This window comes from Mesorhizobium sp. WSM4837 (assembly GCF_055811435.1).
In genome coordinates, this window is record NZ_JBVVQE010000044.1 from 1 (window position 1) to 21524 (window position 21524).

Below are 21524 nucleotides of genomic sequence, written 5' to 3' on the forward strand. Positions count from 1 at the left end.
ACTTCTAAGAAGTCCATAAGCACGCCCATGAATCTAAGTTGCTCAAGCCCGCAAGCGGGCTTGAGTGGCGGCATGGATTTCTAATCCAACATTGCCTCGCATTCACGGAAAGGGCGCCGAAAGGCGCCCTTTTTGTTTGCTTTATTTAGCGGGCTGCCCGGTTCAGACGGCGGCGTCAATGCGCCGTGTCAGTTCCCCTTTGGCAGGCAAGGCACCTTCAATCAGCGCAGCGACTTCATCGGCCACCGCCAGCACCGGGGCGCGGTCGCGGCTGGCGCGCGCGATCACCATCAGCCCTTCCAGCGATGATTCGACAAGCAGCGCCAGGGCGCGGGCGCGGCGCTCGGGCACCCCTGCCCTGACGAAGGCCCCCTGCAGCAGGCCTACCCATTGCTCGAAAGCCGACCGGCACAGTTCGGCCAACTCCGGCACGTCGGCCGGCGAGTCCAGCACCACGGGTGCGATCGGACAGCCAAGCGTGAACTGGTTGTCCTCCAGCATGCGTGCGACCGACTGGTAGATGTGGTGGACGGCCACCGCCGGATCCTTTTCGGCGGTCAGCTCTTCGGCAAGCCATCGAGACACCTTGTCCACGCTGTCGCGCGTCACCTCGATGACCAATTGGTCCTTGCCGCCCGGAAAATGAAAGTACAGCGATCCTCTTGGCGCACCGGAGGCGCTCAAGATGTCGTTGAGCGAGGTGCCGTGATAGCCGCGCTGCCTCAGCAGCAGCGCCGTCGCCTCGATCATGCGGATGCGGGTGTCGTTCGCCATGTCAACCTCTGTCAGGAGTGAGCTTTATAGGCTTGCGCCGAATATGACAATCGGTCTATATAGTATGTAGATCAGTCTATATATTCGGCGTTTCATCGAAGGGGAGAACGACAAAATGACCATCCGTGAAGCAGAGGCCCAATGGCAGGGTTCGTTGAAAGAAGGCTCGGGCCGTCTGCGGCTCGGCAGCGGCGTCTTCGAAGGCGCCTATTCCTTCCCGTCGCGCTTCGAAAACGGTCCCGGCACCAATCCCGAGGAATTGATTGCGGCGGCACATGCCGGCTGCTTTTCAATGGCGTTGAGCGCCATACTGGGCAGCGGCGGCCATGTCCCCGTAGGGATTCACACCGTCGCCAAGGTGCATCTCTTCACGAGCACGGCCGGACCGACGCTCACCCGCATCGACCTCGAAACGGAAGCCGAAATCCCGGGCCTGGCGCCCGAGGAATTCCAGCGCCTTGCCCAATCGGCGAAAGCAACATGCCTCGTCTCCCGGGCTTTGGCGGGCGTGGCGGATATCAGGCTCAAGGCCGACCTCGTCACGGCCGCCGCTGCGGAAAAATGAAATCAGGAGGTACCGAGATGAAACGGGATAGCATCATTGTCGTCCATCCCGACGACCAATCCAGACAGACGGCCGAGATCATGCGGCGCTTCAACGATGTGTTCCAACTTCATGATCCGTCGGCACTCGCCGAGCTGGTGGCCGAAGACTGCGTCATCGAAAACACCGTGCCGGCGCCGGATGGCGCCCGCCATGCCGGCCGTGAGGCATGCGTGCGGCTGTGGTCGGCGATCGCCAGCGAACCCGGCACCCGCTTCGACGTTGAAGAAACGTTCGTCGCCGGTGAGCGGGCGACAATCCGCTGGCGCTACTGGCCCGCCGAAGGCAACTCCATCCGTGGCGTCAATCTGATGCGCGTTGCGGACGGGCTGATCGTCGAAGCGATGGGATATGTAAAGGGATAGCGCCAACAGGCGCTACCGCTCGGTCAGCGCCAGTTTTGCGCCGAGCATGACGAAGGCGCCGGCGAAGGTGCGGCGCATCCAGGTCAGCACTATCGGCCGCGACACGACATGGCTGCGGATCGAGGCGGCGAAAATGCCGTAGCCGACAAAGACGACGAAGGTCAAAAGCATGAAGACGGTGCTGAGCTCCAGCATCTTCGACAGCGCATGCGGTTCGGTGGTGCTGACGAACTGCGGCAGGAAGGCGAAGAAGAAGATCGACAGCTTCGGGTTGAGGATGTTCATGAGGATGCCCGAGGTGATCACCTTGCCGGCCGAGCGCGGCGCGACATCCTGCCCGACGTTCAAGCTGCCGCTCTCCTTCAGCGTGTTCCATGCCATGTAGAGCAGGTAGGCGACGCCCAGATATTTCAGCGTCTCGAAGGCGAGCGCGCTGGTGTGCAGCAGCGCCGCCAGGCCGGTGATGGCGGCCGCCATGTGCGGAATGATGCCGAGCGTGCAACCAAAAGCCGCGATGATGCTGGCGCGCGCGCCACGCGAAAGCCCGGCGCTCAGCGTGTAGAGAACGCCGGTGCCGGGCGAAGCCACGACGATCAGCGACGTCAACAAGAATTCGATGCTCACGATGCGTCCTCCGATGACCTGCCGCCGGCAAGGTAGCCAGCGAAACGCGCGGGCACAAGCCAGCCCGAGGACCGTTAGTGCCTCATTTCGAATTTCGGATCACGACCCAAGGCGGAATCCCTCGGCGGGATTTTAAACCAACTCCCGTAGGCGACGTTTCGTCAGAATCGTCTGCTCGTTTCCTAAGGCAAACCTTGCACTGCTGGCCCTGCCGTCATCGCATTGGCCTGACTTTGGACACCACCTTCACTGCGAACGAGGCCGGTCCGGTGCCAGTCCGGAACACTTCTTGACCCGATGCCGTGCAAGCTACAAACTTGTCCTTGCGCCGTGGCCACCTCTCCTGAAGCGGATAATCGTCATGTGTCACCAATCCTTTGGATCGCAGGAGCTGACGAAAGGCAAGGTTGTGGCGCATGCCCTGTCCTGCGCTGCTGTGTTGTTCTTTGTTGCGCGCCCGGTTTTCACGATGCTTCGCTCTGGCAGACAAATGCTTGCGGCGGCTCTCCTGCTTGGACTTTGCGCCAGCGCGAGCGCCGATGACGTGCTTTTCGAAAACGTCCGTATCTTCGACGGGAAGGGCGCCGCACTTTCGGCACCGTCGAGTGTGCTGGTGCAGGGCAACCTGATCGCGCGGATTTCGACAAGTCCCATCGCGGCCGAGGGCGCGCAGCGCATCGCCGGCAACGGGCGAACGCTGATGCCGGGGCTGATCGATGCGCATTGGCACGCAATGCTGATTGCATCCACCCCGGCAGAGGCGATGGGCGACATCGGCTTCGCCAATCTTGCGGCCGGCGACGAGGCGACGGATACGCTGATGCGCGGCTTCACCACCGTTCGCGACGTGGGCGGGCCGGTGTTCGGCCTCAAGCGCGCGATAGATCAAGGCATCGTCGCGGGACCGCGCATCTATCCGTCCGGAGCCATGATCACCGTGACCAGCGGGCATGGTGATTTCCGCCAGCTCAGCGACTTGCCCCGGACGATCGGCGGCTTGTTCACCCCCATGGAGAGGAACGGCGGCAGCATAGTCGTGGACAGCCCCGACGAGGTGCGTTTGCGTGCCCGCGAGCAATTCATGCAGGGGGCCGCGCTGCTGAAGCTGACAGCGGGCGGTGGAGTGTCGTCGCCCCACAGCCCGCTCGACGTCACCACCTTCACCGAGCCCGAACTGCGGGCCGCCGTTGAAATTGCCGAGAATTGGGGCACCTACGTCGCCGCGCACGCCTTCACCTCGGATGCGATCCGGAAGGCTGTCGCGGCTGGCGTCAAGTGCATCGAACACGGCTTCCTCATGGACGAGGCAACCGCCAAGCTGATCGCCGAAAAGGACGTTTGGCTGAGCTTGCAGCCGCTTCCCGAATTGATGAGGACAGGCCTCCGAGAGGGTTCGGTCGAGCGAGCCAAGGCCGATGAGGTGTGGCCGGGCATCGGCAGGACCTACGAACTCGCGAAGAAATACAAGATCAAGACGGCATGGGGCACCGATGTCCTGTTCTCCCGCGCGCTGGCGAAGCAGCAGGGAGCAATCCTGGCGTCGCTTGCGCGTTGGTACACGCCTGCCGAAGCGCTCGTCATGGCGACCGGGACCAATGCCGAGCTGCTCGCGCTGTCGGGCCTTCGCAATCCCTATCCGGGAAAGCTCGGCGTGATCGAAGAGGGCGCGCTCGCCGACCTCCTGCTCGTCGAAGGCAATCCGCTGGAGAACCTCGACCTGGTGGCCGATCCTGCCAACAACTTCAAAATCATCATGAAGGACGGCCTGATCTACAAAAACACGCTGACTCAGTGAGACTGAGCCGCCCGTCTCTACTCGACGCATCCGATGGCCTGGCCGCAGAGCGCTGGAATTCCACAGCCGAGCGACCAGGAATGGCGCGGCTTCCCACCCGAGGTGGAAATTCAAACTGAGACCTATCGAGGCCCGTTATCACAGCGCCGGCAGACCATGTGCCTTGCGCGCCATCAGGCAATCGCCGCCACCGGGCATGCAGGCGCGGCAGACGTCCGGTCTGACGTCGTAGATGCCGCAAATTGTCGACTTGCCGACCTCGCCGGAAAGTGCCGAACAGCGCACGCCGTCGCAGCGCATGCCGGCTTCGTCGGCAGCCACGTATTTCTGCGGGATCCGGTCGAGCTGCGCGTCATCTTCGGTCGAGAAGCGCGGCCATTCGGCCGAATAGGAACAGCAGGCGCCACAGCTCTGGCAGTCGAAGAGAGGGGCGGCGCGCTCCTCCAGTGACGAAAAGTCCCCGGCGCTCGCCGGGGCGAGCAGCCCTGAGGCAACGGGATTCAGGTCGGCGCTTCGCGGCAAGGGCGCTATTTTTTCTTCCTGGTCTTGCGCGACGCCACGTCCGCCGGGGACTTGAACAGGTCGGTCGCTGCCTCGGCGGCAACATCGGCTTTCGGCGCGGCGGCCGGCTTGGCCAGCTTTGCGGTGGCAGCGGCTGCTGCCGGCTGATCCTTGGCGGAAAATTTTATGGCCATATCAATCCTCGTCGGAGAAACGCGATGATGGCGCATTCGGGTTGCGAAGCCGGCCGATCAGCGCCGAGACCGCCGTGATGTTCATTTCCTCGGGCGACCAGTTCCTGGCCTCCTCGATGTGCCGGGGTGCCAGTTCGCGATGCGTGCTGCCGCTATAGGCGGCATCCTGATGGGTGACGCGCTCATGGGTCTTGGCATTTTCGCGGACATACTCGATCAGATAGTTCGGGCATTCGGAGCGGCCACGCACGCCGAGCCTGACCTGGGCATCGCCATGGGCGCGCTTGCAGCGCTCGAGCTTTTCGAGAACGCGCCGGACATACTCGACCGGCTTGTCGAGGGCTCCCACGACATCGGCGATGGTCGAATCGGCGGCGATCGCCTCTTGCGGGACGCGCTTGGTGGCCATCAGCGTTTGCCCACGCGCTTCGGCGCGGCAGCGAGCGCGGCGGCTGCAGCCAGTTCGTCGGCTTCTTTCTCCAGGCGCAGTTCGCGCAGCCGCGCGGTCTTGGCTTCCCGGGCCTGGCTGACAGCATCCTGCTCGGAAATAATGCGGTTGAGCGACATGGACTGGGTCTGGGTCTTGCTGAAGATGGATTCGGCGTGGTCGCGGGATTTCTTCGAAGTGGCGGTCAAGGTCTTTCTCCCGGTTCGGAGCGTAATGCCGAAAATGGCGAGACCGGTCTTTCGACCAGGACCACGCACAAAGCAATACGGCAGTCGATTTCAAATTGCTGGAGCATCCTTAGCACGTTCAAGCGAACGCGCGGTGCTCTTTTCGAACTTTTGCGGCGCCCGAAACGCAAAAGGCCAGGCATTGCCTGACCTCCGCCGGAGCGCCGCGCGTCCGGTTGAACGCGCGTGCACTTGCTCATTCTGCGCATGATCCTTTCCGGAAACCGGTGTTTCCGGGGCCATGCGCTGGAATTAGCCGTTCACCGGTGCCAGTACATCCGTGGTCACCGGCGAGGCTGAATTCCGTTTTAGGCCGCCTTCAACTGATCGGCGGACATCTTGCCCGACTTGTTGTCGCGGACCATCTCGTAGCCGAGCTTCTGGCCCTCGACGATGTCGCGCATTCCGGCGCGCTCTACGGCCGAGATGTGGACAAAAACGTCAGCCGAGCCGTCGTCAGGCTGAATAAAACCGAAACCCTTGGTGGCATTGAACCATTTAACTGTGCCTGTGCTCATAACGAACCCTTTCCGTGGCAAATATTCGTTCACCGTCATGCGAATGCACAACAGCGTTTGTCTCGATTTTGATGGGGGAAGTTCGTCAAAGGCGCGCCTGGACACGCGGATAACAAAAGTCGGTCAAACAAATATCGACGAATTGCTTTTAGACTTCTTTTGGCGCCGTGTCAATTTTTTGCTTTCGCCGTCTGCTTTCGTCGTCGGCGGGCCGATGGCGGCACGCTGGCTGCGCAGGCAATTCGACGGCGGATGTGACGCCGAAAACCGGGCCCAGCGCCAGCTGTTAAAAATGTAAAAAATCGCGCCATGCCGGGAACCATCTTGGCATCCGTGCATTTTAAATATCGCCAGCAGTTCATGAGAGCAATCTCAGGAAAGGCTGACACAAAGGACGCCTCCCGTGCAATAAAACGCGCGAGGGGCGTTCTTTTATGCCGAGTAGCAATCGCCATGGCGGTCAGGGCCAAAGGCCGTGGCCTGTTGATTGACCGACGAGGCAGGGCTCCGGAACCGAAAACCCAGCCACCCGTTCCCCAAATAGCAGATTGATTCCGGGAGATGCGGCCATGGTGAACAAGAGTCAGATTGCGGGCCTAGCCAAGCAGCTCAAGGGCTCAGTGAAGAAAGCCGCCGGCAAGGCCACCGGCAACAGGCGCGTCCAGGCTGAAGGCGTGGCCGACAAGATCGCCGGCAAAATGCAGAAGGCCTATGGCGATATCAAGGACAAGTTCAGGAAGGTGATCTGACCCCTGCGCTGCTGTTTCGATAGCGATGAGGAAAGCGGTTTAGCGGTCCGCTGTCTGCTTCAGTTGCCGTTAGAAATTCAGGCTCTTTGAGAAAACGTTGGTGAAGGCGATCTCGCCATGGTCGCCAACGGCTTCGCCAAGCGCCACGTCCATGCTGTCGCCGCTCACCCGCGCCAGCGCGAAGCCGCCCATATAAGCGGCCTTCGGCTTGAACAGGTCGAGCCCATCGCCGCGGTAGATCATCGCTGTCTCGTGCTGGTGGCCATGGAAGATGCCGATGACGTTGTAGCCCTTCAGCGCCGCCAGCAGCGCCTGCCGGTCCGCCTCGCTCCACCAGTGCGGCGCACCAGCGCCTTCATCGTCGAAGGTTCCTTTGGCGGCATCCCACCGTTCGATCGAGAAAACATCCCAACCATAGTGCTGGAACAGGATGACGGGGCGGCCGTCCGCTGCATAGGTCGCCAGATCCTGCTTCAGCCATGGCAGGCCGGAGACGGCGCCATGGCCGGTGTCGCCGGCGAAACGGTGCGTCTGGACGAGATGCAGGCCGCCCCAGTCCCACGAGTAGCAGTCGGTGTCGACATCGTAACTGGTCACCGGCACCGGCGGCTTGAAGAACACGCCGGCGCGATGGTTGACCTCGACATAGTCGCGCATTTCGCGGCGGTACCAGTCGACGTGGTTTGGCGGGCCGTTCTGGTCGAGATCGTGGTTGCCGAGGCCGACATAGACCGGCACATGCACGCGATCGGGGCCGACGCCCTGCTGGTAACGCTGGCTGAACTGGAGCAGCTGCGTGCCTTCGCTGGGCTGGATGACCTGGCCGCCGCCGTCATCGGTCATGTCGCCGCCGACGACGAGGCCGAGCGGCGTGCCTATGCGGCTGCCGGCTGAGCGCAGGCCGGTGGCGATGCCGTTGATTTCGGCCGGCCAGTGCTTCTCGCCAATGGCGTTCAACGCGGCGACACTGCGCAGCAAGGCGGCGTCGGTCTTGCCTTCCTGCTGGCAATTGGGGCTCAGCCCGCTGGCCATGCGGCAGGCATGGACATCGGCGACGAACAGGAAGGTGGCGTCGACAGGCGCAATGCGCTGCCCGGTCTGTCCGAGCGCCGGTCGCGCCAGCGCACCGGCCGCAGCAAACCCAGCCGCCTTGGCCAGGAAGCGGCGCCGGGAGAGTGATCCTGCCGAGATGCGATTCATGGCGTGAAATTCAGCACAGCCGGCGCCTCTTCGTCCAGTTGCCGCGAACGGTATGTCGACACGCTGCCGCAGGTCTGGCATTGCTTCAGGTCAGGACTCAACTTGCGCGGGCAAACGCTATGAAGACTATATCCATCGCAACGGCACTTACCATCCTGGCGAGCGCCGCTCATGGTGCCGAGTGCATCGACGCCAAAGCCGCCAAGGCCGGATTCATTCTCGAAAGGCCCGGCATCCACAGCGAGTTTCGACCGGCGGCGGGTGGAATGGTGTCGGTCGCCAACGAATACCAATCCCAATCGCCGCAGACGCAGTTTCTGTTCGGCGGTCTGATCGAGGTGTTTCGCGACAGCGAGACCGGTCAGCTTGCGATGATCCCGTTTTCGGATCTCAGAAAGCTGTTTCCGCTCAAGGCCGGGGCGAAAAGCACGACCGTTTTCGTCCGCCTCGCTTCAAACAAACAGCCGAAGGACACCGAGACGCTCGAGATCAACGTAAAAGGCAAGGAGACGTTCAGCCTGGGCGACTGCAAATACAACGTGCTGGCGGTCAGGCAGACGATCAAGAACGAGGCCGGCAAGACCCAGGATGAATTCACCGCGCTCTACGCTCCCGACCTGCAGGCGGTTCTGGCCAGGCGCTATGACGAGGGCACCAACGCCGAAAGCGTGGTTGGCTATGAGACCATCAAACCGCTGCCGAATTAAGTCCCGGCAGGGCAGAGAGCCGACTGGCGCTCCGGCATCAAAAGGCTTTGTACTGCCGCAGCACCCTGCGACGTCGCTTCGCTCTTGCTGAGGAAACTCCCTGCTCCAGCGCGTTCAGGCAATCGCGCAGCACAGCAGAATCCTGCATTGTCTTGGCCATCGACATGGCGCCGGAATAGGAGGCGACCGCGAGTGCCGCGAAGCGCTGCGGATCGGTGTGCTGCTCCCTGCCCGCTTGCTGGTCGGCCCTGACCTTGTCGGCGATCGCCTGGCGCCACGCCGAAAAAATGCCGGCAAGGGCGGTGCGGAAATCCGGATCGGCAAGCGACAATTCATGCGCCAGGTTGTTGAGCGGGCAGCCGCGCACGAAACCCTGTTGCTCCAGTTCCGCGGCCACTGCCTCGAACACGCTGCGCACGCCCTCGCGCGTCGAGCCTGCCGCCTGCACCGGCGCGATCCATGTTGCTTCGACGGCCGCGGCGACCCGCTCCTCGATCACCGCCAGCGCCAGCGCCTTCTTGGTCGGGAAGTGATGATGCAGCGCGCCGCCGGTGACGCCTGCCGCGGCCATCAGGTCGCCGAGGCTGGAGGCATAGTAGCCGCGCGCCTGAAACGAGGCTTCGGCGACATCGAGCACGCGTTTGCGCAGGCCTTCCGGGTCGTTGGTGCGTTTGCCGGGCTGCGCCTTTGGGCGAGCGGTCATCTCTGCTGACATTTTTCAACGATAGCAGATTGACAAAACAGGACAACCGGTCTGTTTATAAAACAGGATGAACGCCCTGTTTTGGAGATTGCGCGATGAGCCTGCCCCTGAATGCCCGGTCCAAATCCGGCCTCAACGCCTCGCCGGTCGTCGAGCTCAGGCAATACACGATGAAACCTGGCCGGCGCGACACGCTGATCGGCATCTTCGACGGTCACCTCGTCGAGGGTCAGGAAGCGGCTGACATGACCATCCTCGGTCAGTTTCACGATCTCGACCGGCCTGACATGTTCATCTGGCTGCGCGGCTTCGAGGGTATGGAAGCGCGGAAAAATGCACTGACCGCGTTCTATGAGGGGCCCGTCTGGGCCGCCTGGCGCGACGCCGCCAACGCCACGATGATCTCCTCCGACGACGTGCTGTTGCTGAAACCGGCATGGCCCGGCGCCGGCTTCGATCTGTCGGGATCGCAACGAGCAGCCTTGGATGGTTACGAAAAACCAAGCGGAGACAATCGCTTGTCGGATATTGTTGTCATCAAGATTCATCATCTGCGGCACGGCGCCGAAGCCGACTTCGCCAGCCGCTTCAAAACCGACGCGATTGCCGTGTTGGCGGCACATGGCGCGCGGCCACTTGCTGCGTTTGTCTCCGAACATGCCGAAAACTGCTTTCCCCGCCTGCCGGTACGATCAGGCGAAAATGTCTTCATCAGCGTCGCCGCCTTCGACAGCGCGGACGCCCATGCCCGCCACGAGGCAGTCCTTGCCAGTTCCCCGGAGTGGCAGGCATTCGAGCGGGATGCCCAGTCATGTCTGGCTAGATCGACCGAGACCTTGCGCCTATCTCCAACCTCACAGTCGCTGCTTGGGCGGTGAGAGGCGCTCCTTCAACCGATTTGCATCCTTGTCGCCCGCAATCTCCGCTTGAAGCCATTTGTGCAACGCGATACGCCGGTGCCGGGTTCGACAGACCGGAGAGACATGTGAGCGCGCCAGAGACCAGAACCGAAACCGACACGTTCGGCCCCATCGAGGTCGCCGCCGATCGTTACTGGGGCGCGCAGGCGCAGCGTTCGCTGGGCAATTTCAAAATCGGCTGGGAAAAGCAGCCGGCGTCGATCGTTCGCGCGCTCGGCATCGTCAAGCAGGCGGCGGCCGAAACAAATATGGAGCTGAAGCGGCTCGACCCGGCCATCGGCAACGCGATCATCGAAGCCTCTCAGGAAGTCATCGACGGCAAGCTGAACGATCATTTCCCGCTGGTCGTCTGGCAGACCGGCTCGGGCACGCAATCCAACATGAACGCCAACGAGGTGATCTCCAACCGGGCGATCGAACTGCTGGGCGGTGTCATGGGGTCGAAGAAACCGGTGCATCCCAACGACCACGTCAATATGAGCCAGTCGTCGAACGATACCTATCCGACGGCCATGCACATCGCCTGCGCCGAGCGCATCGTGCACGATTTGTTGCCGGCGCTCGGGCATTTGCACGCCGCGCTGGAGGCCAAGACCAAAGCATTCGCCCACATCGTCAAGATCGGCCGCACCCACACGCAGGACGCGACGCCCCTCACCCTTGGCCAGGAATTCTCAGGCTATGCCGCGCAGGTCGCCTCCTCGATCAAACGCATCGAGATGACGCTGCCCGGCCTGCAGGAATTGGCGCAAGGCGGCACGGCCGTCGGCACCGGCCTCAACGCGCCGGTCGGCTTTGCCGAGAGAGTGGCGGATCGCATCGCCGCGATCACCGGCATCGCCTTCATCACCGCGCCAAACAAGTTCGAGGCGCTGGCGGCGCATGATTCCATGGTGTTCTCGCATGGCGCCATCAACGCCTGCGCCGGCGCCCTGTTCAAGATTGCCAACGACATTCGTCTGCTCGGCTCCGGCCCGCGCTCCGGCCTTGGTGAACTGTCGCTGCCGGAAAACGAGCCGGGTTCGTCGATCATGCCGGGCAAGGTCAATCCCACCCAGTGCGAGGCGATGACCCAGGTCTGCATCCAGGTGTTCGGCAACAATGCGGCCGTGACCTTCGCCGGCAGCCAGGGCCATTTCGAACTCAACGTCTACAACCCGCTGATGGCCTACAATTTCCTGCAGTCGGTGCAACTGCTCGCCGACGCCTCCATCTCGTTCACCGACAATTGCGTCGTCGGCATCGAGGCGCGGGAAGACAATATCAAGGCCGCCCTCGACCGTTCGCTGATGCTGGTGACAGCACTGGCGCCGACCATCGGCTACGACAACGCCGCCAAGATCGCCAAGACCGCTCACAAGAACGGCACAACCTTGCGTGAGGAAGCGCTTGCCACCGGGCTGGTCAGCGAAGCCGACTACGACCGCCTGGTTCGGCCGGAGGAGATGACGCATCCGGGATGATCTTGCGCTGATCGCAAAACTTTACTGCGGTGAACAATCTGTAACCAAATCTGCATCTTTGGTGAACAGTCGCCCTGCTCTATGTGGATGGGCACCACAACCCCTCCCGGAGAGAGCCCATCATGTCCACCAACACGTCCGTTGCCGGTTCCGGCACCGTTTCCAACGCCGCTTCCAACGCCTCAGGCACCATCCTGCTCGGCCGTATCCTGCTTTCGGTCATCTTCGTGCTTTCCGGTTTCGGCAAGCTCACTGCGATCGCCGGCACCGCCGGTTACTTCGGCAGCATGGGTCTGCCGATGCCGACCGTGACGGCGATTGTCGTCGGTCTGCTCGAGCTGCTCGGCGGCCTCGCCATCCTCATTGGCTTTCAGACCCGGATCACCGCCTGGGTGCTGGCAATCTTCACCGTCGCCACGGGATTGGTCGCCCACACCGGCTGGGCCGATCAGATGCAGATGATCAGCTTCATGAAGAACCTGGCGATTGCCGGCGGCTTCCTCGTACTGGCTTCCTCGGGCGCCGGCGCCTATTCGGTCGACGCCAAGCGCGGCTGAAGCAGTCCAGGAACCACTTGCAGCAAGGGGCGCGGAATTTTCCGCGTCCCTTTTTCGTTGTCGGTTTATGCCCGTCGATCAGCCGGCCGGACTTTCTGCTAGGATGAGGTGTCGGGGTGAAGCCAACCGCCGCCGACGTCGGAGGTGACCAATGCCCCGCAATGCGCTGCTTCTGCTTTCGCGGCTGCTGCTCGCCGCTCTATTCGTTCCGTCCGGCTTTCACGCGCTTACCGACATTGCCGGCACATCGGGGTATTTTTCCGGCCTTGGCCTGCCGCTGCCGACACTCGCAGCCTGGGCGACGGGCCTGTTCGAAATGATCGCCGGACAGCTCATCCTCGTCGGCCTCAAGACGCCGATCGTGGCGCTCCTGCTTGCCGCTTTCTGCATCGCGGCAGGCTTCATCGGCCACTATGGCCAGGGCGGCGACGATCCGACGCTGACCTTCATGCATTCGCAGATGCTGATGAAGGACATCGCGCTATCGGGCGGTTTTCTGGCGCTGGCAATGGCAGGCGCCGGCGCCTACTCGATCGACGGGCGGATGCTTCGGATCGGCGCTGAAACGACTTGACCGACACAAGCTGCCTGATTGAGCCGAATACTTGACTGACCCAGATTACTTGGCTGGCATAGTGGGGCCGCCCTCGACCGCCAGCACCAGCCGGCGATTGGTGACCCTCGCCAGTTGCGCCAGTCGTCCGGCCGGCCGCTCGCCGTAAAGATCGGCCAGCGACGCCGGCAGCACCAGCGCCAGCACGCCATTGCCGCGCCTCTCCCATTTCAGCCGCGGCATGACCCCAGGCATTGCCGCCGTCAGCAGGTAGACGACGCGCATCACCGCGGCCAGCACACGGGCGCGCTCGATATAGCGCGGCGTCGCCAGCGCCTTGATTTCCGGCGCAATCGATTCGTTGAAGATGCCCTCATGACGGTAGGCGTTGGCCAGCGCCAGGAAGGCGCGGCCGGGATGGTCGACACCGATGAAGGAGGCGTGGGCAATGATGTTGAGCGATTGCTTGCCCCGGTATTCGGGATGCGCGCGCCAGCCGATGTCGGCAAGCAGGCAGGCGGCCTGGCGGTAGCGCGCCTCGTCGACCGTCTCTTCGATGCCGAAGGCGGCGAAGGTCTTGCCCGTCCACTCGACAAGCTCATGCGCGTGGGTGACCGAGCGCGAACGCAGCCGGGCGAGTTCTTCCGAGGCCGAGATCAGCGGATCCGCCTTCTGCTCGGCTTTATCGAGCAGCGAATAGAGAAAGCCCTCGCGCACGCCAAGTGCCGAGACGATGATCCTGGACGGCTGCATCGCCGCCATGATCTCCTGCAGCACGATGGCGCCATAAGGCAGCAGCGAGCGGCGGTTCTTCGAGACGCCTTCGATACCCCTTATCTTCTCGATCTCGCCCTTGGCGACTTGCTTGAGGAAGTTCGCAGCGCTGTCGATGCCGATCTCGTAATGGTGCATGACGCTCAGCGGATAGCTGGTCATTTCCATGTACAGCCGAGCGAGGTTTCGCCAGGTGCCGCCGACGGCATAGAACGGCCTGCCCTGCCCGCCTTTCAGCAGCTTTGCCTTCGCGAGTTCGTCGCGCGCTATCTTTGCCGCTTGGGCCAGTGAGTTCTTGGCCATGTCCTGCAGGCGCAGGCCGCCCAGCGGCAGCGTGATGCCGTCGCCGATTGCCTCGCCATCGACGTCGACCAGTTCAAGGCTGCCGCCGCCGAGGTCGCCGGCGATGCCGTTGGCCGGGTGGAAGCCGGAAATGACGCCAAGCGCTGAATAGTGGGCTTCTTGGCGCCCGCTCAGCACCTGGACCTCGGTCTTGAGCACATCTTCGGCGCGGTGGATGAAATCGGGGCCGTTGACCGCCTCGCGGGCGGCGGCGGTCGCCAGCACGTACATATGCTCGGCGCCGGCCTGCTCGGACAGCGCGCGGAAACGCCGAAACTCCTCCATCGAACGGGTCACCGCCTCGGGATCGAGCTTTCCGGTCGAGACGATGCCGCGACCGAGGCCGGCCAGCATCTTTTCGTTGAACAGTGTGGTCGGCGAGCGCGCCAGCCCCTCATAGACGACAAGCCGGATCGAGTTCGACCCGATGTCGATGATGGACAGCGGTCGGCGGTCCTGAAGCCGGCCCTGGGACGTTGAAATCATCAGCCGGTCGCTGCGGCGTTTTTCTTGCGGCGCTTGAACTGCGCGATGCGCTTGGGCGCATGCGATTTCAGCGCATCGCCGCGTCCGGAGAGGCTCGGATTGGTCATGAAATATTCCTGCGCGTTGAACGGTTCCTCGCCCTCCTCGAGCGTGGCGCGCCGGGAGGTTCCGTCAGCCAATACGTCGAAACTTTGCTGGTTGTCCATGATGTTGCCCAGCATGATCTGGCCGAGGACTTGTTCATGCACCGTTGGATTGGTGATCGGCACCATGGTTTCGACGCGGCGGTCGAGATTGCGCGGCATCAAATCGGCCGATGAGATGTAGACGATCGCCCCGTCCGACGGCAGTCCATGGCCGTTGCCGAAACAATAGATTCGGCTGTGTTCGAGGAAGCGGCCGACGATCGACTTGACCCTTATGTTTTCCGACAGGCCCGGCACTTGGGGCCTCAGGCAGCAGATGCCGCGCACGACGAGATCGATCTCGACGCCGGCGCGGCTGGCGTCATAGAGCGCGTCGATGATGATCGGGTCGACCAGCGAATTCATCTTCATCCAGATGCGGGCCGGCCTGCCCTCCAGCGCATGGCCAATCTCGTCCGAAATGTGCTTGAGGATGCGCTTGCGCAGCGTGAACGGCGAGGTGGCCAGCCGCATCTCCTCGGTCGGCTCGGCGTAGCCGGTGATAAAATTGAACAGCTGGGCGACATCGCGGGCGATTGTCGGAGCGGTGGTGAAGAAGGACAAGTCGGTGTAGATGCGCGCGGTGACCGGATGGTAGTTGCCGGTGCCGAGATGCACATAATTGCGCAGCTTGCCGTCCTCGCGCCGCACCACCAGCGACATTTTCGCGTGGGTCTTCAGTTCGAGGAAGCCGAACACGACCTGAACGCCGGCGCGCTCGAGGTCGCGCGCCCAGCGGATGTTGGCTTCCTCGTCGAAACGCGCCTTGAGCTCGACCAGCGCGGTCACCGACTTGCCGGCCTCCGCCGCGTCGACCAAAGCGCGCACGATCGGGCTGTCGTTCGAGGTGCGATAGAGCGTCTGCTTGATCGCCACCACTTCCGGATCGGCCATCGCCTGGCGCAGGAACTGCACCACCACGTCGAAGGATTCGTAGGGGTGATGAACGATGATGTCCTTCTCGCGGATGGCGGCGAAACAGTCGCCGCCGTGCTCGCGGATGCGTTCGGGAAAGCGCGGATTGTAAGGCTTGAATTTGAGATCGTCGCGGGCGATGGCGACGATCTCGGAAATCTGGCTGAGCGCCAGCGGACCGGTGAGCACGCTGATCCGGCTCGACGAGACGCCAAGCTCGCCGGCGACGAACTCGCGCAGTTCGGCCGGCATCAGCTTGTCGAATTCGATGCGGATGACCGAGCCGCGACGACGCCGTTTCAGCGCCGTCTCGAACAGGCGCACAAGATCCTCGGACTCCTCCTCGACCTCGATGTCACTGTCGCGGATGATGCGGAACGTACCGGAGCCCTTGACCTCGTAGCCGGGGAACAGCTTGCCGATATAGAGGCCGACCGCTTCTTCCAGCGGAATGAAGCGGACATGATGCTTGCGGTCAGGCAAGCGGATGAAGCGCTTCAGCGCCACCGGCAGACGCAACAGCGCGCTCATCTCCTCGCCATTCCTGCGGTGGCGCAGTTGCAGCGCCATCGAGAAGCCGAGATTGGGAATGAACGGGAACGGATGCGCCGGGTCGATCGACAGCGGTGTGAGCACCGGAAACACCTGCTCCTGGAAATGATCCTCGAGCCAGGTCTTCTCGTCCTTGGTCAGCCCATCGCGGCTGATGCTCTCGATGCCTTCCTTGTCGAGCAGCAGCATCAGAGCGGATAGGCTGTTCTGCTGGTCCTCCTGCAGGCGCTCGACCTCGCGCAGCAATTGTTCCAGCTGTTGTTCAGGGGTGCGGCCGTCCGCGCTCTTCAGCGTGATGCCTTCGCGAACCTGGCCGGCGAGACCGGCGACACGGACCATGAAGAACTCGTCGAGATTGGCGGCCGAAATCGACAGGAAGCGCACCCGCTCGAGCAGCGGATGGTTGGCGTTCAGCGATTCTTCGAGGACGCGGCGGTTGAATTGCAGCCAGGAAAACTCGCGGTTGACGAAGCGGTCCGGATTGCCGCCCTCTGGGCTCGCCACCTCGACAGTGGTGAATTCGCTCTGCACCGGCTTTAGTTCGTTCATGGTTCCTGCTCGTTTCGCACCCGCTGGCCACAGCGTCGCGCGTCGTTGCGGACGCGCAAAAGGACGCTCCCGCCACTTAAGCTACGCATGATCCCCAGCAAAACCGAATTCGGTTTTCGGGGCCATGCCTTAATCGGCTTAGCTTATCCTGTGACAGGCTTTTACGACAGTTTGATTTCATCGATCTTGCAAAGAGACTGCTTATGATCCAGATGCAATCCAGGTACAGCGCGGCGCGTCCTTTGGACGCGCAAAGGACGCGGTGGAATTTTGATTTTGCACATGATCCGGGGTCATGCAGCAAATATAGGAGACGACGATGGCAGGCGGTTCCATTCCCCATTTCCAGAACGATGCGGGTTATGCGGCGATCGACATCGGCGTCAAGGAATTCATGTGCACCGGCGCCAACCCGCCTTTCGACCATCCGCATGTGTTTCTCGACATGGGCGACGACAATGAAAAGGTCTGCCCCTATTGCTCGACGCTTTATCGCTATTCGCCAAAGCTGAAGGCGACGGAAACGCAGCCTGCCGGATGCCTCTATATCCACCAGGCCGCCTGACGCGCACACCATCCGATGGACGACAACCGGTCCCGGCAGGTCGTTATCGCCGGAGCCGGCGTCGCCGGACTGACCGCGGCACTGGCGTTTTCCGAGCGCGGCTATCTGGTGCGGCTGTTCGAACAGGCGCCGCGCCTCGAAGCGGCCGGTGCCGGCATCCAGCTCTCACCCAACGCGACGCGCATCCTTCGCCAGCTCGGCGTGCTCGACCGGCTGTTGCCGGCGGCGGTGCGGCCGGAGGCGGTCGTGCTCAAGGACGCCGCCACGCTACGTGAGCTGGCGCGGGTGCCGCTTGGCGAAGCGGCCGAAAGGCGCTGGCAGGCGCCTTATCTCGTCGCTCATCGGGCTGACCTGCAAGATGCACTGATGGCGCGCCTTGCCGAACGGCCGGACATCAGTCTCGTCACCGGCGCGCGCGTCGGCGGCATCGCCATAGGACCGCGCCATGCCACGGCAACAGTCGAGATTGCCGGCAAGACAGTCGAAGCCGGCGGCTTTCTGCTGATCGGCGCCGACGGCGTCTGGTCGGCGATCCGGGCTTTTGGCGGGTTTGCGGCCAAAAGCCGGTTTTCGGGCGAGCTTGCCTGGCGCGCTACGATCAGTGCAGACAGTGTCGCAGGAGAAGCCCTTGCGGCGGTCGGCGCCGCCAATTGCGTGACCACCTTCCTGCATCCCGGCTTCCACCTCGTCGCCTATCCGGTCAGCAACGGCACGGCGTTCAACCTGGCTGCCTTCACCAGGGGCGAGATCATCGCCGAGCGCTGGTCGGGCCACGCCGACCCCAATATCCTCCTCGGCGCCATGCGTGGCACGGCGGCAGCACTGGCCCGGCTTGCCGAGGATGCCGGCCCGTGGGCTGCGTGGCCGATCCATACGGTAGACCAGGCACAGCCATGGACGACGCCCGCCGGCATCGCGCTGATCGGCGATGCGGCGCATGCGATGACGCCGTTCGCGGCGCAGGGGGCGGCGATGGCGATCGAGGATGCCGCAACCCTTGCCGGCTTTGTCGCCGCCTCACCCGCCGATCCTTGGGGCGCGCTTGCCGCCTGGGAGAAGATGCGGCGGCCGCGTGTCGCCAAGGTCGCCCGCCGCGGTGCCGTCAACCGGCTCGCCTGGCATGCAGCGGGGCCGGTGGCCGTCGCGCGCAACCTGTTCCTGAAGTGGCGCTCGCCGGAAAAGCTCGCGGCCGATCTCGACTGGCTCTATGGCTGGCGGCCGCCGGATGGCGATCGGCAATGAAAGCTCGACCGGTTGGCGGGACAGCGCCCCCTTCTGTCCTGCCCTCTTTGCCAAAAACTTGGCATCTCCCCACTTGGGGGGAGATCGGCCGTCACCTCGGCTTTTGCCAATCTCCAACGTTGCAGGATGAAGCGCGGCGCCGAAACAGAATATCTCCCTCCTTGGGCCTCCTTGTGGGGGAGATGTCCGGCAGGACAGAGAGGGCGCGCCGGGATGAGGCGCTGATTACCCGGAGCATCAATTATAAATCCGCATCGACAGGTCGAGTGAGGCCGGCAGCGGATTCCACCAGCCTGTCCGCAGGCCGGCGATACGCAGAGCCGCCGCTGTCCAGGTGTTGCAGCCAACCAGCGCATTGAAATGGCCGTTGGCTTCGTAGAAGCGGTCGAACTTGGAATAAGCGGCATTCTCGATCAGGATCGGACCGTTCGGCCCTTGCTGGAAACTCGCCGCGATGAAGTCGAGCAGCGCTGCAAAACGCTGCTCGCTGATGTCGAAGCCGGCGACGTCGGGGTGCGGCTCGACAATGTTGCCGGCGACATCGACATGCATCACCGATGCGTCCAATGTCAGCGCCTTCATCACCGGCGCCGCCTTCAGTTCCGACCAGGTCGGCGTCTCCAGATAGAAGGCGCGGCCTCCCCAGCCGAAGACGATGTAGCGGACCCCAGCCATGTCGGCCGGAATGCCGCCACCGACCAGGAAATGGAAGCGCTTGCGCACGTCGTCATCGTCCGGGATGGCGATATCTGTGTGGATCGGATTTTTCCGCACCAGGACGTGCCTGGTGGCGGCGGGATCGGCGGCGGCCGCCGGCAAGAGCGGCCGTGGAATGAATGTGCCCAGAACCACGGCAAGCACGATTGCCACCACCAGAATGGCGAGAAAACGCCCAAGCTTTTTCACGAGGGACGGCTTTTTCATGAGGGACGGCTCGCAATCGGGGCGCAATCGCCTGCTGACGGCTCAGACGCAAAAGAGCCCGGCAGGGTTTCGGCCGGGCTCTTTTGATTCGCGTGAGAGCAATCAGTGCAGGATTTGCGACAGGAACAGTTTTGTGCGCTCGTGGCGCGGATTGTCGAAGAACTCGGCTGGCGTGTTCTGCTCGACGATCTGGCCCTGGTCCATGAAGATCACCCGGTTGGCGACCTTGCGTGCAAAGCCCATCTCGTGGGTGACGCAGAGCATGGTCATGCCCTCTTCGGCGAGGCCAACCATCGTCTCCAGCACTTCCTTGATCATTTCGGGATCGAGCGCCGAGGTCGGCTCGTCGAACAGCATGATTCGCGGATTCATGCACAACGAGCGGGCGATGGCGACGCGCTGCTGCTGGCCGCCGGAAAGCTGACCGGGATATTTGTTGGCCTGTTCCGGAATCTTGACACGCGTGAGGAAGTGCATGGCGATTTCCTCGGCCTGCTTCTTCGGCGTCTTGCGCACCCAGATCGGCGCCAGCGTGCAGTTTTCCAGGATGGTCAAATGCGGGAACAGGTTGAAGTGCTGGAACACCATGCCGACCTCGCGGCGCACCTCGTCGATCTTCTTGAGATCGTTGGTCAATTCCTTGCCGTCGACGATGATCTTGCCCTTCTGGTGCTCTTCCAGCCGGTTGATGCAGCGGATCATCGTCGATTTGCCCGAGCCCGAAGGGCCGCAAATGACGATGCGCTCGCCGCGCATCACCTTCAGGTTGATGTCCTTCAGCACATGGAATTCGCCGTACCATTTGTGCATGGCGATGATGTCGATGGCGACATCGGTGGTGGAAACCTGCATCTTGGCGGCATTGACCTTGATCTCTTCCGCGCTGACTGCATTTTCTATTGTCATGGAAGGTTCCCTTTTTTGTTCTTAGCGCTTGTGGCCGGTGTCGAGCCGGCGTTCCGTGAACATCGAATAGCGCGACATGCCGAAACAGAACAGCCAGAAGACAAAGGCAGCAAACACCAGGCCGGACCTGGCCGTTTGCGGCGTTGCCCAGTTGGGGTCGTTAAAATTCTGTTTGACGACGCCAAGCAGGTCGAACATCGAGATGATCGAAACCAGGCTGGTGTCCTTGAACATGCCAATGAAGGTATTGACGATGCCGGGAATGACCAGCTTCAGCGCCTGCGGCAGCACGATCAGGCCCATTTTCTGCCAGTAACCGAGGCCGAGCGAATCCGCACCCTCATACTGGCCCTTGGGGATCGCCTGCAGGCCGCCCCGCACCACTTCGGCCATATAGGCAGCGGCAAACAGCGAAACACCGATCAGCGCGCGCAGGAACTTGTCGAAGCTGACGCCGGCCGGCAGGAACAGCGGCAGCATGACGCTGGCCATGAACAGCACGGTGATCAGCGGGATGCCGCGCACCGTCTCGATGAAGATGACGCACAGCATCTTGACGATCGGCATCTTCGAGCGCCGGCCGAGCGCCAGCACGATGCCGAGCGGCAGCGACACGGCAATACCGACGAAGGACAAGGTGAGCGTCACCAGCAGCCCTCCCCATAGCGGGGTTTCGACATGCGGCAGGCCGAACACGCCACCAACCAGCAGGATGAAGGCAAAGATCGGCAGCGCCCCGAAGAACAAGATGGCGTTCAGCCCCTTGCGCGGCACCTTCGGGATGAGCAGCGGCACCAGAAGCGCCACGAACAGGATGGCGACCAGGATCGGCCGCCAGCGCTCATCGATCGGATAGCGGCCGAACATGAACTGGCCGAACTTGGCGTTGACGAAGGCCCAACAGGCGCCGGACCAGCCGTCCGGCTGGACGCCGCCCTGTGCCGCCGTGGCGCAAAAGGTACGGTCCGCGCCGGTCCATTGGGCGTTGATGAAGGCCCAGCTGATCAGTTGCGGCAGGATCATCGCGACCAGCACGATGCCGATGATGGTCAGGATCGTGTCACCGGTCGACGCAATCAGGTTCTTGCGTATCCAGGCGCCCAGGCCGCGCTCGCTTGCAGGCGCCGACTGTGCCAGCGCCATTTCGACGCGGACGAAGGAAAGATCGTGCTCCTGCATGTC

The 21524-nt window shown here is 62.6% G+C and carries 26 protein-coding genes; 12 read left to right on the top strand and 14 right to left on the bottom strand.

Annotated elements, in window-relative coordinates; translation table 11 throughout:
* Window positions 1–162: 162 nt before the first annotated feature.
* Window positions 163–774, bottom strand: coding sequence for a TetR/AcrR family transcriptional regulator (locus AC0L3D_RS23205; RefSeq protein WP_027155376.1), 612 nt, complete (start codon window positions 772–774; stop codon window positions 163–165).
* Window positions 775–889: 115 nt separating this feature from the next.
* On the opposite strand from AC0L3D_RS23205, the gene AC0L3D_RS23210 reads away from it, so the two are divergent.
* Complete coding sequence (locus tag AC0L3D_RS23210; protein ID WP_473645920.1) at window positions 890–1339, top strand: OsmC family protein; 450 nt, start codon at window positions 890–892, stop codon at window positions 1337–1339.
* Window positions 1340–1356: 17 nt separating this feature from the next.
* On the top strand, window positions 1357–1743 hold the full coding sequence (locus AC0L3D_RS23215; RefSeq protein WP_287064456.1) for a nuclear transport factor 2 family protein: 387 nt from the start codon (window positions 1357–1359) through the stop codon (window positions 1741–1743).
* A gap of 12 nt (window positions 1744–1755) precedes the next feature.
* On the opposite strand, the gene AC0L3D_RS23220 is transcribed toward AC0L3D_RS23215, so the two are convergent.
* A complete protein-coding gene (locus AC0L3D_RS23220) occupies window positions 1756–2367 on the bottom strand; it encodes a LysE family translocator (RefSeq protein ID WP_473627590.1) in 612 nt (203 codons plus the stop codon).
* A gap of 490 nt (window positions 2368–2857) precedes the next feature.
* On the opposite strand from AC0L3D_RS23220, the gene AC0L3D_RS23225 reads away from it, so the two are divergent.
* Window positions 2858–4162 (top strand): metal-dependent hydrolase family protein, encoded by a 1305-nt coding sequence (locus AC0L3D_RS23225; protein ID WP_473627591.1) that lies wholly within the window; start codon window positions 2858–2860, stop codon window positions 4160–4162.
* Between the two features lie 138 nt (window positions 4163–4300).
* Here the strand turns inward: AC0L3D_RS23225 and AC0L3D_RS23230 are convergent, their stop codons facing one another.
* The 5 genes from AC0L3D_RS23230 to AC0L3D_RS23250 form a co-directional block, all read right to left on the bottom strand.
* On the bottom strand, window positions 4301–4684 hold the full coding sequence (locus AC0L3D_RS23230) for a YkgJ family cysteine cluster protein (RefSeq protein WP_473627593.1): 384 nt from the start codon (window positions 4682–4684) through the stop codon (window positions 4301–4303).
* A 5-nt stretch (window positions 4685–4689) separates the two neighbouring features.
* Window positions 4690–4857: a hypothetical protein gene (locus AC0L3D_RS23235; protein WP_287120983.1), complete on the bottom strand. Its 168-nt coding sequence runs from the start codon at window positions 4855–4857 to the stop codon at window positions 4690–4692.
* 1 nt (window position 4858) lies between these two features.
* Window positions 4859–5266: a hypothetical protein gene (locus tag AC0L3D_RS23240; RefSeq protein WP_027155370.1), complete on the bottom strand. Its 408-nt coding sequence runs from the start codon at window positions 5264–5266 to the stop codon at window positions 4859–4861.
* Window positions 5266–5493: a hypothetical protein gene (locus AC0L3D_RS23245; protein ID WP_128248410.1), complete on the bottom strand. Its 228-nt coding sequence runs from the start codon at window positions 5491–5493 to the stop codon at window positions 5266–5268. The genes AC0L3D_RS23240 and AC0L3D_RS23245 overlap by 1 nt, the downstream gene beginning before the upstream one ends.
* 347 nt (window positions 5494–5840) lie before the next feature.
* Complete coding sequence (locus tag AC0L3D_RS23250) at window positions 5841–6050, bottom strand: cold-shock protein (protein WP_010915421.1); 210 nt, start codon at window positions 6048–6050, stop codon at window positions 5841–5843.
* Between the two features lie 43 nt (window positions 6051–6093).
* On the opposite strand from AC0L3D_RS23250, the gene AC0L3D_RS23255 reads away from it, so the two are divergent.
* Window positions 6094–6348 carry a hypothetical protein gene (locus tag AC0L3D_RS23255; RefSeq protein WP_473627595.1) on the top strand — a complete coding sequence of 85 codons (255 nt, stop codon included), beginning with the start codon at window positions 6094–6096 and terminating at the stop codon, window positions 6346–6348.
* Between the two features lie 271 nt (window positions 6349–6619).
* Complete coding sequence (locus AC0L3D_RS23260; RefSeq protein ID WP_091590669.1) at window positions 6620–6799, top strand: CsbD family protein; 180 nt, start codon at window positions 6620–6622, stop codon at window positions 6797–6799.
* Between the two features lie 69 nt (window positions 6800–6868).
* On the opposite strand, the gene AC0L3D_RS23265 is transcribed toward AC0L3D_RS23260, so the two are convergent.
* On the bottom strand, window positions 6869–7999 hold the full coding sequence (locus AC0L3D_RS23265; RefSeq protein ID WP_473627597.1) for a metallophosphoesterase: 1131 nt from the start codon (window positions 7997–7999) through the stop codon (window positions 6869–6871).
* A gap of 119 nt (window positions 8000–8118) precedes the next feature.
* Here AC0L3D_RS23265 and AC0L3D_RS23270 point away from each other — a divergent pair, with 119 nt between their 5' ends.
* A complete protein-coding gene (locus AC0L3D_RS23270; protein WP_473627599.1) occupies window positions 8119–8706 on the top strand; it encodes a hypothetical protein in 588 nt (195 codons plus the stop codon).
* Window positions 8707–8743: 37 nt separating this feature from the next.
* On the opposite strand, the gene AC0L3D_RS23275 is transcribed toward AC0L3D_RS23270, so the two are convergent.
* On the bottom strand, window positions 8744–9409 hold the full coding sequence (locus AC0L3D_RS23275; protein ID WP_473645922.1) for a TetR/AcrR family transcriptional regulator: 666 nt from the start codon (window positions 9407–9409) through the stop codon (window positions 8744–8746).
* Window positions 9410–9504: 95 nt separating this feature from the next.
* On the opposite strand from AC0L3D_RS23275, the gene AC0L3D_RS23280 reads away from it, so the two are divergent.
* The 4 genes from AC0L3D_RS23280 to AC0L3D_RS23295 all read left to right on the top strand — a co-directional run bounded on the left by AC0L3D_RS23280 (window position 9505) and on the right by AC0L3D_RS23295 (window position 12923).
* On the top strand, window positions 9505–10287 hold the full coding sequence (locus AC0L3D_RS23280) for an NIPSNAP family protein (protein WP_473627603.1): 783 nt from the start codon (window positions 9505–9507) through the stop codon (window positions 10285–10287).
* A 107-nt stretch (window positions 10288–10394) separates the two neighbouring features.
* A complete protein-coding gene (gene fumC, locus AC0L3D_RS23285) occupies window positions 10395–11792 on the top strand; it encodes a class II fumarate hydratase (RefSeq protein ID WP_128169203.1) in 1398 nt (465 codons plus the stop codon).
* 122 nt (window positions 11793–11914) lie between these two features.
* Entirely contained in the window at window positions 11915–12349 is a 435-nt protein-coding gene (locus tag AC0L3D_RS23290) for a DoxX family protein (protein ID WP_023800614.1), read from the top strand.
* A gap of 151 nt (window positions 12350–12500) precedes the next feature.
* The gene (locus tag AC0L3D_RS23295) at window positions 12501–12923 is read left to right on the top strand and encodes a DoxX family protein (protein ID WP_473645924.1); all 423 of its coding nucleotides are present in this window, start codon (window positions 12501–12503) and stop codon (window positions 12921–12923) included.
* A 45-nt stretch (window positions 12924–12968) separates the two neighbouring features.
* On the opposite strand, the gene ppx is transcribed toward AC0L3D_RS23295, so the two are convergent.
* Both ppx and AC0L3D_RS23305 read right to left on the bottom strand, forming a co-directional pair.
* On the bottom strand, window positions 12969–14504 hold the full coding sequence (ppx, locus tag AC0L3D_RS23300) for an exopolyphosphatase (protein WP_473535508.1): 1536 nt from the start codon (window positions 14502–14504) through the stop codon (window positions 12969–12971).
* A complete protein-coding gene (locus tag AC0L3D_RS23305; RefSeq protein WP_287341764.1) occupies window positions 14504–16705 on the bottom strand; it encodes an RNA degradosome polyphosphate kinase in 2202 nt (733 codons plus the stop codon). Before AC0L3D_RS23305 ends, ppx begins: the two co-directional genes overlap by 1 nt.
* A gap of 319 nt (window positions 16706–17024) precedes the next feature.
* On the opposite strand from AC0L3D_RS23305, the gene AC0L3D_RS23310 reads away from it, so the two are divergent.
* Window positions 17025–17270: a zinc-finger domain-containing protein gene (locus AC0L3D_RS23310; protein ID WP_091590655.1), complete on the top strand. Its 246-nt coding sequence runs from the start codon at window positions 17025–17027 to the stop codon at window positions 17268–17270.
* A 15-nt stretch (window positions 17271–17285) separates the two neighbouring features.
* The gene (locus tag AC0L3D_RS23315; RefSeq protein WP_473645926.1) at window positions 17286–18512 is read left to right on the top strand and encodes an FAD-dependent monooxygenase; all 1227 of its coding nucleotides are present in this window, start codon (window positions 17286–17288) and stop codon (window positions 18510–18512) included.
* A gap of 237 nt (window positions 18513–18749) precedes the next feature.
* Here AC0L3D_RS23315 and AC0L3D_RS23320 read toward each other — a convergent pair whose 3' ends face one another.
* The 3 genes from AC0L3D_RS23320 to AC0L3D_RS23330 form a co-directional block, all read right to left on the bottom strand.
* A complete protein-coding gene (locus AC0L3D_RS23320) occupies window positions 18750–19436 on the bottom strand; it encodes a TIGR02117 family protein (protein ID WP_473627606.1) in 687 nt (228 codons plus the stop codon).
* 102 nt (window positions 19437–19538) lie between these two features.
* Window positions 19539–20342: an amino acid ABC transporter ATP-binding protein gene (locus AC0L3D_RS23325; RefSeq protein ID WP_023800620.1), complete on the bottom strand. Its 804-nt coding sequence runs from the start codon at window positions 20340–20342 to the stop codon at window positions 19539–19541.
* Between the two features lie 21 nt (window positions 20343–20363).
* Window positions 20364–21521: an amino acid ABC transporter permease gene (locus AC0L3D_RS23330; RefSeq protein WP_027155356.1), complete on the bottom strand. Its 1158-nt coding sequence runs from the start codon at window positions 21519–21521 to the stop codon at window positions 20364–20366.
* Between the last annotated feature and the right edge of the window lie 3 nt (window positions 21522–21524).

What these genes read in the sequence shown, in the direction of transcription:
- AC0L3D_RS23205 (WP_027155376.1), bottom strand. Translation starts at nt 774, where the DNA reads ATGGCGAACGACACCCGCATCCGCATGATCGAGGCGACGGCGCTGCTG.
- AC0L3D_RS23210 (WP_473645920.1), top strand. Translation starts at nt 890, where the DNA reads ATGACCATCCGTGAAGCAGAGGCCCAATGGCAGGGTTCGTTGAAAGAA.
- AC0L3D_RS23215 (WP_287064456.1), top strand. Translation starts at nt 1,357, where the DNA reads ATGAAACGGGATAGCATCATTGTCGTCCATCCCGACGACCAATCCAGA.
- AC0L3D_RS23225 (WP_473627591.1), top strand. Translation starts at nt 2,858, where the DNA reads ATGCTTGCGGCGGCTCTCCTGCTTGGACTTTGCGCCAGCGCGAGCGCC.
- AC0L3D_RS23235 (WP_287120983.1), bottom strand. Translation starts at nt 4,857, where the DNA reads ATGGCCATAAAATTTTCCGCCAAGGATCAGCCGGCAGCAGCCGCTGCC.
- AC0L3D_RS23240 (WP_027155370.1), bottom strand. Translation starts at nt 5,266, where the DNA reads ATGGCCACCAAGCGCGTCCCGCAAGAGGCGATCGCCGCCGATTCGACC.
- AC0L3D_RS23250 (WP_010915421.1), bottom strand. Translation starts at nt 6,050, where the DNA reads ATGAGCACAGGCACAGTTAAATGGTTCAATGCCACCAAGGGTTTCGGT.
- AC0L3D_RS23255 (WP_473627595.1), top strand. Translation starts at nt 6,094, where the DNA reads ATGCACAACAGCGTTTGTCTCGATTTTGATGGGGGAAGTTCGTCAAAG.
- AC0L3D_RS23260 (WP_091590669.1), top strand. Translation starts at nt 6,620, where the DNA reads ATGGTGAACAAGAGTCAGATTGCGGGCCTAGCCAAGCAGCTCAAGGGC.
- AC0L3D_RS23265 (WP_473627597.1), bottom strand. Translation starts at nt 7,999, where the DNA reads ATGAATCGCATCTCGGCAGGATCACTCTCCCGGCGCCGCTTCCTGGCC.
- AC0L3D_RS23270 (WP_473627599.1), top strand. Translation starts at nt 8,119, where the DNA reads ATGAAGACTATATCCATCGCAACGGCACTTACCATCCTGGCGAGCGCC.
- AC0L3D_RS23275 (WP_473645922.1), bottom strand. Translation starts at nt 9,409, where the DNA reads ATGACCGCTCGCCCAAAGGCGCAGCCCGGCAAACGCACCAACGACCCG.
- AC0L3D_RS23280 (WP_473627603.1), top strand. Translation starts at nt 9,505, where the DNA reads ATGAGCCTGCCCCTGAATGCCCGGTCCAAATCCGGCCTCAACGCCTCG.
- AC0L3D_RS23290 (WP_023800614.1), top strand. Translation starts at nt 11,915, where the DNA reads ATGTCCACCAACACGTCCGTTGCCGGTTCCGGCACCGTTTCCAACGCC.
- AC0L3D_RS23295 (WP_473645924.1), top strand. Translation starts at nt 12,501, where the DNA reads ATGCCCCGCAATGCGCTGCTTCTGCTTTCGCGGCTGCTGCTCGCCGCT.
- ppx (WP_473535508.1), bottom strand. Translation starts at nt 14,504, where the DNA reads ATGATTTCAACGTCCCAGGGCCGGCTTCAGGACCGCCGACCGCTGTCC.
- AC0L3D_RS23305 (WP_287341764.1), bottom strand. Translation starts at nt 16,705, where the DNA reads ATGAACGAACTAAAGCCGGTGCAGAGCGAATTCACCACTGTCGAGGTG.
- AC0L3D_RS23310 (WP_091590655.1), top strand. Translation starts at nt 17,025, where the DNA reads ATGGCAGGCGGTTCCATTCCCCATTTCCAGAACGATGCGGGTTATGCG.
- AC0L3D_RS23315 (WP_473645926.1), top strand. Translation starts at nt 17,286, where the DNA reads ATGGACGACAACCGGTCCCGGCAGGTCGTTATCGCCGGAGCCGGCGTC.
- AC0L3D_RS23320 (WP_473627606.1), bottom strand. Translation starts at nt 19,436, where the DNA reads ATGAAAAAGCCGTCCCTCGTGAAAAAGCTTGGGCGTTTTCTCGCCATT.
- AC0L3D_RS23325 (WP_023800620.1), bottom strand. Translation starts at nt 20,342, where the DNA reads ATGACAATAGAAAATGCAGTCAGCGCGGAAGAGATCAAGGTCAATGCC.
- AC0L3D_RS23330 (WP_027155356.1), bottom strand. Translation starts at nt 21,521, where the DNA reads ATGCAGGAGCACGATCTTTCCTTCGTCCGCGTCGAAATGGCGCTGGCA.